The 13219-nt window shown below is 41.4% G+C and carries 9 protein-coding genes; 6 read left to right on the top strand and 3 right to left on the bottom strand.

What is annotated here, in order from left to right; genetic code table 11:
- Positions 1 to 527: 527 nt before the first annotated feature.
- Both NSTCB13_RS00045 and bioD read left to right on the top strand, forming a co-directional pair.
- Positions 528 to 2276 (top strand): protein kinase domain-containing protein, encoded by a 1749-nt coding sequence (locus NSTCB13_RS00045; RefSeq protein ID WP_448273092.1) that lies wholly within the window; start codon positions 528 to 530, stop codon positions 2274 to 2276.
- Positions 2276 to 2971, top strand: coding sequence for a dethiobiotin synthase (gene bioD / locus NSTCB13_RS00040; protein WP_448270927.1), 696 nt, complete (start codon positions 2276 to 2278; stop codon positions 2969 to 2971). The genes NSTCB13_RS00045 and bioD overlap by 1 nt, the downstream gene beginning before the upstream one ends.
- A 172-nt stretch (positions 2972 to 3143) precedes the next feature.
- On the opposite strand, the gene NSTCB13_RS00035 is transcribed toward bioD, so the two are convergent.
- Together NSTCB13_RS00035 and NSTCB13_RS00030 are read right to left on the bottom strand one after the other, a co-directional pair.
- Entirely contained in the window at positions 3144 to 5831 is a 2688-nt protein-coding gene (locus tag NSTCB13_RS00035) for a PAS domain-containing sensor histidine kinase (RefSeq protein ID WP_448270925.1), read from the bottom strand.
- A gap of 462 nt (positions 5832 to 6293) precedes the next feature.
- The gene (locus tag NSTCB13_RS00030) at positions 6294 to 7595 is read right to left on the bottom strand and encodes an adenylate/guanylate cyclase domain-containing protein (RefSeq protein ID WP_448270923.1); all 1302 of its coding nucleotides are present in this window, start codon (positions 7593 to 7595) and stop codon (positions 6294 to 6296) included.
- A 175-nt stretch (positions 7596 to 7770) separates the two neighbouring features.
- Between NSTCB13_RS00030 and NSTCB13_RS00025 the strand changes: the two genes are divergently transcribed.
- Both NSTCB13_RS00025 and NSTCB13_RS00020 read left to right on the top strand, forming a co-directional pair.
- Positions 7771 to 9354: a DEAD/DEAH box helicase gene (locus NSTCB13_RS00025; protein ID WP_448268272.1), complete on the top strand. Its 1584-nt coding sequence runs from the start codon at positions 7771 to 7773 to the stop codon at positions 9352 to 9354.
- Positions 9284 to 10498 carry a DUF790 family protein gene (locus NSTCB13_RS00020; RefSeq protein ID WP_448270921.1) on the top strand — a complete coding sequence of 405 codons (1215 nt, stop codon included), beginning with the start codon at positions 9284 to 9286 and terminating at the stop codon, positions 10496 to 10498. Before NSTCB13_RS00025 ends, NSTCB13_RS00020 begins: the two co-directional genes overlap by 71 nt.
- Positions 10499 to 10554: 56 nt before the next feature.
- Here the strand turns inward: NSTCB13_RS00020 and NSTCB13_RS00015 are convergent, their stop codons facing one another.
- Complete coding sequence (locus NSTCB13_RS00015; RefSeq protein ID WP_448273091.1) at positions 10555 to 11577, bottom strand: aromatic ring-hydroxylating dioxygenase subunit alpha; 1023 nt, start codon at positions 11575 to 11577, stop codon at positions 10555 to 10557.
- A gap of 160 nt (positions 11578 to 11737) precedes the next feature.
- Between NSTCB13_RS00015 and NSTCB13_RS00010 the strand changes: the two genes are divergently transcribed.
- Positions 11738 to 11953, top strand: a complete 216-nt coding sequence (locus NSTCB13_RS00010; RefSeq protein WP_448270919.1) for a hypothetical protein — start codon at positions 11738 to 11740, stop codon at positions 11951 to 11953.
- A 16-nt stretch (positions 11954 to 11969) separates the two neighbouring features.
- Positions 11970 to 12655 (top strand): IS1 family transposase gene (locus NSTCB13_RS00005; protein WP_448270917.1). Its coding sequence is split into 2 segments (ribosomal slippage): positions 11970 to 12294 and positions 12294 to 12655, totalling 687 coding nucleotides; the frame shifts between segments, so codons are not numbered across the junction.
- Positions 12656 to 13219 lie beyond the last annotated feature (564 nt).

Here is a 13219-nt window from a genome sequence, read left to right as displayed (position 1 = left end):
GAGAACTGCCTCTGCCCTGCGATTCATAGGGAACAGGGAATAGGGAATAGGGAAGAAGGAATAAATGTGTACTGAGTTGTTTTCACGCAATCAAATACGAGTCTTATAGCTCAAATAATAATTGACAAAATCAAGATTTGTAGTGCTAAAGAAATCATTATTGAGTGAGATAACACTATTCTTTATAAAGACGCTTGCTACCTATTTTATTGTGCAGAAGCTTGGCTGACACTAGCACAGTTAGCCGATTGCAATTTTTTCTTTTTCTACAGGATTGATTGAAAAAGAGATGAGTGATTTCTAGAAATTAGATTTTCAAGTTTAATTTTGAATATTTCAAAATTTATCGTTTTCCCAGGCAGAGAAATTGAATTGAGGAGTTATACAGTAGGAAACAACCTTCCTCTGGTAGAGTCTACTTGTTGAGTATAGTAGAATATTGCCGCAGGTAACTGTCCGTCGCCTCTTGGACTTAATCTTTGTGGGTGACTTCCTCCTCAGTTGCTACTACACTCAATCAACCGATCATGCAACCACCGATTACAGTTGGCACTGTCTTGCAAAACCGTTACCGCATAATTCAAATTCTCGGACAAGGAGGATTTGGTAGAACCTATCTGGCAGAAGACCAGAGGCGCTTTAACGAACTTTGCGCGATCAAAGAATTGAATTCAACAGCAAGGTCGGCTTTGGATTGGGAGAGGGCACAAGAGCTTTTTCACCGAGAAGCTGCCATTCTATATCAAATCGAACACCCACAAGTGCCGAAATTTCGGGAAAGATTTGAGCAAGACCAACGCTTATTTTTGGTGGAGGACTACGTTGCAGGTCAGACGTACCGCACTCTGCTGGCTGAACGTCAAGCTGTGGGTAAAACTTTCACAGAGGCTGAAGTATTGCAGCTGATAGAGTTGTTGTTACCCGTTTTAGAGCATATTCACAGTCGAGGAATTATTCACCGGGATATTTCGCCAGAAAACATTATTTTGCGAGATAGTGATGCGAAACCCGTGTTAATTGACTTTGGGGTGGTGAAAGAACTGGCAACGCGTTTACAATCGCCAAATAATCCCCTGCCAAAAACCACCGTAGGAAAATTAGGCTACTCTCCCAGCGAACAAATGCAAACAGGAGGAGCCTATCCTAGTAGTGATTTATATGCATTAGCGGTAAGCGCGATTGTTTTGCTGACTGGTAAAGAACCAAAGGATCTATTCGATCAAAACCAACTAACTTGGAATTGGCAGCGGTGGGTAAAAGTGAACCCGCGATTTGCTATGGTGTTGAATCGAATGTTGAATCATATACCGAGCGATCGCTATCAAAGTGCTACTAGTGTATCTCAAGCACTACAACCTTTACACGAAGTCAGTCCTCCGAATGTAAATGTGTCTAACTTGCAGACAATGGCAGTTAGTCGCCGTCCTGACTTAGTAGCACCAGCAACTTCGCCCAAGAAACCCGCTCCTGTAATTCCACCAAGTCCCACAAACTCAATTTTGGATAATCCATTAGCGATCGCCGCAATTGCCATTGTTGTCACGATCGTAGCAGGATTTGGTTCTTGGGCACTAGTCAGTTCCATCCGCAGTCAGTCAAAAACATCAGACGAGACGCTTCCACAAAATTTCCCTTCACCAGTAATTTCTGGTGGTACTACATTCACACCGACACCGACACTGACACTAACACCGACACCGATACCGACACCCACACCTACTAACGAGCCACCTGTTGTATCTACTAAGCGCCTCAACCTTACAGCATCTAACCCAATCAAGGTTGAAGGTACTCTCAAAGCAAATCAAATCATCCAGTACAGCTTTTTTGGGCGAGAAGGTACTAAATTAAACACGTTTATTGACCCAGAAAGCAACATTCTGCTAACAGTCTTAAGCCCCAATGGACAACCAGTTGATAGTACTGCCCAACAAGTCACATTTTATCAAGGCACATTATTGGTTACTGGTAGATATACTATTGAGTTAACTCTGCTTTCAGGAGTTGCCGAAAGCAATTACAATCTCAATGTTGCATTAGAAAAACCAGTCAAACCAATTCCCACAGAAACACCTTTGCCAATTCCCACAGAAACACCTTTGCCAATTCCCACAGAGACACCCTTGCCAATTCCCACAGAAACACCTTTGCCACTTCCCACAGAGACACCTTTGCCACTTCCCACAGAAACACCCTTGCCAATTCCGACCATTACTGAAGCGCCGACTTTGCCGCCGACTGATGGAACACAACCATTTTCTGGCCAAAGAAATTAATGTTAAACACACTACTGATTACTGGAACTGATACGGAAGCTGGTAAAACTGTTTTAACAACAGCGTTAGCAGCTTATTGGCAAAAATATTACCCGCAGCGTCACTGGGGAATTATGAAACCGATTCAATCGGGGATTGGCGATCGCGAGTGGTATCAAAAGCTATTCGTGCTAGAACAATCTGCTGAAGAAATTACACCTTTATACTTTCAAGCACCTCTGGCTCCTCCCATAGCAGCAGCACGGGAAAATCGCCGAGTAGATTTAGCACTTGTGTGGCAAGCTTTGTCTAAGTTGCGATCGCAGCGTGATTTTGTACTTGTAGAAGCCTTGGGAGGGTTAGGTTCGCCAATAACTGAAGAATTAACGGTAGCTGATTTAGCGGGGGAATGGCATTTACCAACGGTATTGGTAGTACCAGTGAGATTGGGTGCGATCGCTCAAGCAGTAGCGAATGTAGCATTAGCTAGACAATCGCGCGTCAATCTCAAAGGCATTGTTTTGAACTGCGTACAAAGACGAACGGATGCAGAAATAGCCGATTGGACACCATCTCAATTGATTCAATCACTCACTAACACGCCAGTTTTAGGCTGCTTACCCTATCTAGATAACCTGACTGATTTAGATAAACTTGCTCAAATAGCATCAGATTTAGATTGGGAAACACTAATACCAATTCAAAATTCAAAATGACGCTCGCAGACTCGCTAACGCTGCGCTAACAAAATTCACGCATTAAGAAAGCCAGACAGAACAGGAGAAATCAATTCAAAATTCAAAACTTGTACTGAGCGTAGCCGAAGTATTCAAAATTCAAAATAAAAGAACTTCTGCTCCCTGCCCCCTGCCCCCTGCCCCCTGCCTCCTAAATAGCTTTCATTGACAGACTGACAATGAATGTCGCTCCCTGTCCAATTCCTGGACTTTCGGCTAACACTGTACCACCGTGTAATTCTACCAAGTGACGGACTATCGCTAATCCTAATCCTAGTCCGCCATGCGATCGCGTGCTGGAACTGTCAGCTTGACGAAAGCGTTCAAATACATGGGGTAGGAATTCGGCAGCAATTCCCGCTCCCGTATCACTCACCCGAATTTGCACGTAAGATTCAATGCACTCTAATTGCACATCAACCCTGCCGCCCTTGGGTGTAAACTTGACGGCGTTAGAGAGCAAATTCCACACAACCTGTTGCAAACGATTGGCATCGCCCACAACTATCTCCACTTTCGGGTCGAATTTACATTTGATACTAATCTCTTTAGCCTGGGCTGCTGGATACACAGTATCAATTGCCGCCTCTACAAGCGATACAAGTTCAACCCGCTCCCTCCTTAAATGGAGTGTGCCTCTAATAATTCGTGATACATCGAGAACATCTTCAATTAGTTGTGCCAGGGATCTAGTATTACGTTCAATTGTCTCTAGTGCCCGGCCAGTAGTAGCTAGATCGAAGTTGCGAGTTCTAAGTAGCTGTGTCCAGCCCAGTATAGCATTGAGGGGTGTACGGAGTTCGTGGGAGAGTGTGGCGAGAAACTCATCCTTCATTCGGTTTGCAGTTTCGGCATCGGCGCGTGCTGCTTGTTCGCGTTTAAGCAGTTCTTCGCGTTCTTGCTCTGCTTGCTTGCGATCGCTAATATCAATCATGAATCCATGTAGTAGCTGCGGCCCATTTTCATCCCGCACTACATTTACAATGTCATATAGCCAGACAACTCTGCCATCAGCAGCCAACATTCTGTATTCAAATTCGTAATTATTTAGTGATAGAGAAGATTCTTGGCAATACTGAATAGCCCACTTCCGATCTTCTGGATGCATATTTTTTTCCCAGAAATTATCAGTGTACCAGTCTGACAATGGATAGCCTAGAATCTCAACAGTTTGTGGTCCTACGTAAGTAAAATTCCCAGTATTGGCATTTACCTCCCAAGGAATCACGCGGACTTTTTCGGTAAGTGTTTTTAACCGTTTCTCGCTTTGTTTGAGAGCTGCTTCTGCTAACTTGTGAAGTGTAATATCTGTGACAAGGGCAACAAATCCTGCAACTTTCCCCTCTTGACTGAACTGAGGAATGTAAGTGACATTCACGTAACGGTTTGTGCCATCTTTATCGGGTAATTGGGTTTCGTAAGTTACTTGCTCTCCTGAAAGTACTGCTTCTACATAAGGAAGAATAGACTGATAAACCGACTCTCCCAAAATTTCTCTAATATGTTTACCAGAAATTTCGGAAGCAGGAAGCTCATACCAGTCTTCATATTCTTTATTATTAAAGCGATAACGCTGCTCGCTATCAACATAAGAAATCTTGACGGGCACAGCATTAGTAATTAGGCGCAGTTCATCTTCTCGTTGACGGAGTGCTGCTTCCGCTCGTTTGCGTTCTGTAATATCGCGTTGAGTTCCCCACGCTCTCACTAAAAACCCATTTTCAACAATTCCCACTAGATTATTCAAAAAATATTTGGAATTACCTTGCTTATCTATTTCATGGGACTCGGCATCAATTAGTCGGTAGTTAGAACGGATAAAGTTACGCAGGTATGCAATATTATGTGGATCGGAGGCAACAAGAAAGTCTCCTAGTCTGATACCGATAATTTCTTCGGCACGAGAACAGCCATACATCTGCGCCATAACATTGTTGCATTCTGCCAGGTAAACATATTGGTAAAAATGTTGAATTTGTTCATCTTCTGGACAATCTATTGAAATTGGTACTTCCAGTTCGATACACCAAATACCTTCTGAACTCTGCTCTAAAAAAGTGCGGTAGCGTTCTTCGCTTTTGGAAAGGGCAAGTTCTGCTTGTTTGCGTTTGCTTATATCAATCACAAAAGAAATAATATCATTTTGGTTATTTTCTAACAAAGCAGAATCTAACAGAATAGGAACGCGGCTCTTATCTTTGCGGATAAATTCGTTCTCAAAAGGCTGACACACGCCTTGAGTTGTGAGTTCTGCGCAGGCGTAGCCCGCTGTAGGCATCGCACTGTTGTTAGTTTCAATATATTCTGGTGGCATCATCTCGCGCCATCTGACTCGTCCTGCTAGCAAATCCTCCTGAGAATAACCTACCATTCGTAAAAAAGCATCATTAGCTTCTGCGATCGCCCCGTCCATATTGGCTACAATTACCCCAATAATGTTGGACTCTACCAACCTTTTAAATCTGGCTTCGCTCACCTGTAGTTTCTGCAAACTCGTTTGAAGATGTTGTTTGGCAGTGCGTAATTCTAAGTTCAGCAAGTTAATAATTGTTGTTACCAGCACAAACAAGCCTAAGCGCAGTATGTTGTCTAGACTTGCAACCAAGAGCGAAAACACTGGTTCTAAAAAAAAGTAGCTGACGGCTAAAGTAGACAAAGCAGTAGCCAGTAACCCTGCTTCCATGCCGCCATACCTGGCACTAACCGCTACGCCAGCAAAAAATAGCAGAAAAATACTTGGTTTGAGTAGTGGCTGTAGCAATAGTGTTAATAGCAATATGCTACCAACAGCCAATAGTGCCACAACATAAGGCGCTAGAAGAGAACGTGTTCCTCTCAATGTGGCTTCTCCTTTTATGCAGCTAGCTAAAGGATTATTCCCAAAATCAGCTAGAAAATGCGACGCATTAGCGAGTCTTCTCCCAAGGGTGATAGCAGCATTAGCGAGTTATCGAGCGTCACAGCTCGTCTTAGACCTCGCTCAACACCTAAATTAAGCATCGGAAAAATATACATCTAAACCTCGTCTACCTTGAGAACCGTAGTTTTGTAGTTTTGTAGTTTTGTAGGTTGGGTGGAGTGAAACGCAACCCAACATAAATCAGTAGTAATGTTGGGTTGCGTTTCACTCCACCCAACCTACATAAATATATCTTTTAATATTTTTTAAAAAACTCTAGGTTTCAACATAGATGAGGTTTAATCAGTTAGTTGTTGCAAATCTATCTAAAGTAGTAAAACTGAGTTTTAACAAATGTTCAATGTTAAAATTTTCTGAACTATAAATTATGACTTCTATTTATTAAGTTTTTAAATTAATTCTCTTTAGTATATAAGTCATCATTTCACCTTTACCTTTCACTTTAATTAAACCTCGTTTTTCCAATAAATATTTATCCTTTAAAAGTTGATAAGTTACTTCACAAACCTGGATACTACCTGCAATACCATGTGATTCCATTCTACTAGCTATATTGACTGTATCTCCCCAGAGGTCGTAGGCAAACTTTTTCAGCCCAATCACCCCTGCAACTACTGGCCCTGTACTAATGCCAATACGAATGCTAAAGGATTGGTTATTTTCTTCGTTAAAAGTAGCTACAGCATTTTGCATATCCAAAGCCATGTCAGCTATTGCTGGAGCATGATTGTTAGATTGATTTGGCAACCCCGCAACAGCCATATACGCATCGCCAATGGTCTTAATTTTCTCTACCCCATGACGTTCTGCTAATTGGTCAAACAGACAGAATATTGTATTTAATAACTCGACTAATTCCGCCGGAGAGGTATGAGATGAAAGCTCTGTAAAGCCAACAATATCAGCAAATAGCACCGTAACTTCCAGAAAGTTATCGGCAATAGTTGCCGGCTGTTGTTTTAATTGTTCTGCAATCATCTCTGGCAAAATATTTAGTAGCAGCCGTTCAGATTTATGCTGCGCTAGTTCCATTGCCTTACGAGCGTAAAATTCTTTTTTTCGTAAGCGCTCGTATAAATAAACAGAGAAAACACAAATTATGCAAGTCCAAAATAAATATAATCCTTGCTCAATATAAAAAGCTAAGGAATTTTTCAAGATAGGGTTATATACAACATATAAAGTTAAATAGCAAAGTATTGTGCCGATTTGAGATATTAAATGCATCCACCATTGGACTGGAATGATTGTAGCTTGAGTGATAAACATCAAAGTCCAAATATGGCTTCTTGGTTCTAAGTTATTGAACAGCAAAGCTATATCAATTTGGACAACACAAGTTACAGACCAGCACAAACTTAAAAAAATTAAATCAGGATAACGGCGACCGATAGAAGTTTTGCATAAACCCCAACAAACAAGAGTGAATAATTCTACTACAAGACCAATTTTAAAGGCGTATATCTTGCCTTCTAATTGTGAATTTACCCAAAGAAAAAAAGCAATTAAAGTCAAGCCAGCTATTAATATAATCTGCGCCTGCAATTGCAGCCGTTTCAGCAAAAAGCTCTGTCGCTGTTCTTTATAGGATTCAGACAGGTTATTGTTGGTTTGCCGATAGGACATTCCATGACTAATGAGCGCATCTAGTTGGGTTTTGTCGGAGTTAGTTGGATGAATCATGCACTTTTTGCGTTATTAGTAATCAAAGGAGTGGGGGGATGAGGGAGATAAGGGAGATAGGGGGACAAGGGGACAAGGGGACAAGGGGGTAAACAAAACTCCTAACTCCTAACTCCTAACTCCTAACTCCTAACTCTTAACTCCTCACTCAGCATTCAGCACTTAACACTCTCAAATGGCTCGTACCCCTACATTAAATTTCGATCGTGGCACATTAATTTTGCATCCACCACCACGCGGTAAAGGTTGGATGGACTATGCTACGTGGGATGATAGAGTTGAAAAATTCCGCATCCCAGCAATTAGATACCGATCGCTAGTGGAAGCACTACAAGCGGAAGATGTGAATTTTATCGATGAGGCCAAGCAATTTTATCCTGTAGATTTGGTTCCTACTCTGGAAATGGAACCCTATCCCCACCAGACTGAGGCGCTAGCGGCTTGGAAACTGGCGGGTAGACAAGGGGTGGTTGTGCTTCCCACAGCGGCGGGAAAGACTTATTTGGCGCAAATGGCGATGCAATCAACGCCACGCACGACGCTGATTGTAGTGCCAACTTTGGATTTGATGCATCAGTGGTATGCACACTTGGTGGCAGCTTTCCCCGATGCTGAGGTGGGATTGCTGGGGGGTGGTTCGCGGGATCGAACAGCTATCTTAGTTGCAACTTATGATAGCGCCGCAATTCACGCTGAGACGTTGGGAAATCAATATGGATTGATTGTTTTTGATGAATGTCATCATTTACCAACAGATTTTAATCGAGTAATTGCAGAATATGCGATCGCACCTTATCGCCTGGGACTCTCCGCGACACCGGAACGTACTGATGGCAAGCACGCTGATTTAAATATCCTCATTGGTCAAGAAGTATATCGCAAACGCGCTGAAGATTTGGCAGGAAAGGCGTTAGCAGAGCATGAAATTGTCCAAATTAAGGTAAAGTTATCGCAACTTGAACGGGAAAGATACAACCAGTTAATTCAAACTCGCAACGACTTTTTGAAGCAATCAAAAATTTCTTTGGGAAGTTTGCAAGGTTGGCAAATGTTCGTGCAAATGAGTGCGCGATCGCAATCTGGACGTAGGGCAATGTTAGCGCATCGAGAAGCGAAAGATATCGCTTTGGGTACTGATGGAAAGTTGCGAATTCTGATTAATTTATTAGCAGAACATTATCCATCACGAATTTTGATTTTTACTGCGGATAATGCGACGGTTTACCGCATTTCTCAAGAGTTGCTGATTCCGGCAATTACTCATCAAACTCCTGTGAAAGAACGGCATGAGATATTAACCAAGTTTCGAGAGGGGAAATATAATACTTTGGTTGCTTCTCATGTGTTAAATGAAGGTGTTGATGTCCCGGCGGCAACTGTTGCAATTATTTTATCGGGGACTGGTTCGGCTAGAGAGTATACTCAGCGATTGGGTAGGGTTTTACGGAAGGGAAATATTGAGAATAAACAGGCGATTTTATATGAGGTAGTGGCGGAGGATACGAGTGAGGAGGGGACTTCGGCTAGGAGAAGAGGACAAGGGGACAAGGAGACAAGGGGACAAGGGGAGAAGAAAGGGAATTTGCAGGTTGTCTATGGGAGTGGGAAGGAACGGAGTTTGAAGGCGGCGGAACAGTTAGAAATTAATTATTCAATCCAAAATCCAAAATCTAAAATCCAAAATTCAGATGTTACCGACAGACTTACTGATGCATCGCCAAAACGGGGAGGAGATCATTCCGAAGAGACTGAAGATTGATCGAGCAACTTCAGATTTGGCGATTGAGTTAATTAATTATTTTCAATCAGCAGTAGGGAAGACTCAAGGTGTGCTTGAGCGACAACTGACTGATTTTGAAGGAGATTCTACAGATTATCGGGTGAAACGGGGGTTAGCTTATATTCTCAAAAGCAGTTTTTGCACTTTTGAGGTAGTTAGTCCGTTGGAACCACAGATGTTAAGAGAACGGATATTTTCCTTGGCTGCAAAGTCTGTTTCTAGTCGAGAATCAACCCAAGTTACTTTGAGTAAAATTGCTGATGAGTTAACTCAAGAACTTGAGCGGGAAGTTTTATTAGAACAGGTTCGGAATGGATTATATGCTGATTTATCTGAGAATAAGATTTTGACTGTGTTTGATGCACCAACAGCGCCAGATTTATTAAATAGATATAACTTATCTCAGGTGCAAGGTGTGTTTTATAAGGCCAGTCAACTGGTGTTAAATGCTCACCGGAATGTTCCGGGAGAATATAAGTTGTTATTTCGCTATTTAAAGTTTTTTCAATTGATGGCTTATATTGAAGGTGATGCTGACCACGGGTTTACAATTACCATTGACGGGCCGACGAGTTTGTTTAATCCTAGTACGCGATATGGGTTAGCGATCGCTAAACTTATTCCGGCTTTACTTCACGTTACTAAATGGAGTCTTTCTTCGATTCTGCAAACCCGTGACGCTTATACAAATACCTGGAAAACTGGACGTTTTACTCTCAATTCTGAATGTGGTTTAGTATCTCACTATCCACCAGGTAAGCCCTACGATAGTATGTTAGAAGCATCCTTTGCTGATAAATGGGATGCATTGAAAAGTGGTTGGGCTTTAGAGCGAGAAGTTGATTTAATACCAATTCCTGGTAGCGTAATGATTCCTGATTTTCGCTTGGTACATCCTGATGGACGCACTTTTTTATTAGAAATTGTTGGTTATTGGCGACCAGAATATTTACAAAAGAAGTTTTCTCAGGTGCGGCGGGCTGGGCGTGATGATTTAATTTTGGCAATTTCCGAACGACTTAACTTAGAGAAGGCGGGAGTAAAATTAAATGATGTCCCCGCCAGAATTGTTTGGTTTAAAGATAAGTTATTGCCAAAAGCTGTGTTAGCTGTGATGGATTGAACAAGGAAAAATCACTGGGTAAATCATAACTAATTTATGCGGAGATAATATTTTTTTTAAACCCAAAATGTAACTTTTACTGATTGATTTGGCAATAAACGCGGATCTTCTCCACGAGATATAGCTGCGATAATTGACTCTACAAATATATGAATTGTGTCCGCAGGCGTATTATAAAACTGTGTCCCGTATTTAGCGATCGCTTCTCCTTGAATACCTAAAATTTCCACGTCTTGGCGGATAATGTGTTGAGCAGTCCACCGCACAAAGGGACGTGCTAACTTATTCCAAATACCATAGTTATAGGTGACATCGGTGTAAACCAGAGTTGAATTATCGGTTTCTGGAATAGATTGACTGGTAATGAACAAATGACGATTGCGTGCCATTTTATATTCCACAGAGGTAATATTTGGCATATAAAAGCGATCGCTATGTTTAATATCTGCATTCTGCAAATTCAGAAAACGGCTGTACCATCCCAAATTAGTGTTTTCGTTGCGATACTCCACCAAAACCGAACCATTGCAGCGTTCTACAGTCATCTCTAACTTTTGTTGGCGGGAAGTACGGAAAACCCCAGGATGAACAAAAGCCGTATGGGGAATATCAATAAAGTTCTCTGCACAATTAGTCACATTGTTCGCAAAACGGTTAATTACCCGCACCGTCTCCCATCCGGTTTGTTGGTAGTGAGGCATAGAAAAGGGTTCAAGATCGACGCTTGGGGCATCAGCTAACCGCACATAAATATAGCCATCTTGTTCTTTGGTAGCGTAACACTTGGCTCGACGCTGTGGGGAAGGTTTGAAATCATCTCCCTCGGCTGGAACTGCAATAACATTTCCAGCACCGTCATATACCCAACCATGATAGGGACATTGCAAAGCACCATCACAGATTTTACCTGTAGATAGACGGCTATTGCGGTGTAAACAGCGATCGCGCAAAGCTACGGGTTGTCCATCTTCACCCCGAAATATCGCTAACCATTCTCCTAAAATGCTACGTGATAATACCTTGTTAGGTTGTAGTTGGTTGCTGAGTGCGACAATATACCAAAAGTCTGCAAATTGCATAGTGATGAGAGAGGGGAAAGAGCGATCAACCATAACACCTTGAAAGAGATAGTTACTGAATTACTAGGTATAGATGCTACCTAGAGGGTGTCGATCTGTAGATCCAGTAAGTTAAGATGATGTCGGTATTTATCAAATCTTACTGCTAGAATTATTTTATATGGGAGCGTGGGAAGAACAAGCAAAGCAGACAGATGAACACAGGCAGCACTGGTCACAAGCTCAGGAGTTTAATTTTATTCAGGCTCTGTTGGTTGCTACTAATGAAGAAGAAGTTAAAGCAGCTTATGTTAGAGAATTTTCTCTACCAGTCAAAACTCAGGAAAGACATGACTTGGTAGTTAACAAAATTCGGCGTTGCATAATAGAGGGATGAATTGAGGTCATCTACTGTGCAATGTCCACACTGTAAGTCTACGGAGGTTCAGAAAAATGGTAAACGAAGAGGTAAACAAAATCACATTTGTATCAAATGCGATCGCCAATTTATCGATGTGTACGATCCGCCGAAAGGATATTCAGAGGAACTCAAACAAGAATGCTTAAAAATGTACCTGAACGGCATGGGTTTTCGTGGGATTGAAAGGGTTAAAGGTGTGCATCACACAACTATTATTTATTGGGTCAAACAACTGGGAGAAAAACTTCCAGATGTACCAAAAGAAGATGTCATTCCAGAAGTTGGAGAACTGGATGAATTAGAGACATTTATAGGTTCAAAAAAAACAAAATTTGGCTGTGGACAGCAGTAAATCACTTTAATCAAGGTATTTTAGCTTGGGTTTTAGGAGACCACAGTGCTGAAACATTTGAGCCATTGTGGAAAATTGTTAAACAGTGGAAAAGTTATTTTTATGTCACAGATGGTTGGAAAGTTTACCCAAATTTTATCCCCAACGGAGACCAAATTGTGAGTAAAACTTATATGACACGAGTTGAAAATGAAAACACAAGGGTTAGACATTATCTTGCACGCCTTCATCGAAAGACCTTGTGTTATTCTAAGTCAGAAGAAATGCTGAGACACTCAATAAAATTATTACTTCACTATTTGAGGTATCAAACTGTACCTGCATAAATCAATTCATCCCTCTATTCAGCAACGCCCAAAATTCTATTTGAATTCAAATACTCAGTCAAGCTTGGAGATATAGAAGTTGCAGCAAAGGTTATTGCTCAGGCAATTTATTACATTAACCGCTTATTCAAGAAAGGGCGTATAAATGAAATTGAGTATTTTATCGCTGCTGATAAAGATGAAGCTCGAATTTTCAAAGTTATTGAATTTCGATTATTTTATGAGAGTTATGAATACCAGTGGGATGATTTTCGCCCAAGTTCGCCTGATCCTAAATTAATCGCAGCTATCAAAAATTCCAAGCTCTTAGAATCTAATCGAGTTTATCGATTGACTTCTCAGGATGATTTACATGTCTTTTCAACTCGTATTTACAAGATATTATCACTTAATAATTATCAGATTAAATCAACTAGCCAAAAACATCTAGGTTGGAGCTTGCCCCCATTTCTGATAATTATTTGTGGATTAACCCTGATAGTGTCGTCAGGCATTGTTTTGAGAAATCACCATTCCTTCGATTTTTTGAACAAATTGATCCCTGCCCACAACAATAAATAAGAC

The organism is Nostoc sp. DSM 114160 (assembly GCF_053470305.1).
The sequence above is the reverse complement of the archived record's forward strand: the minus strand, read 5'-3'. Positions and strand labels throughout refer to the sequence as shown.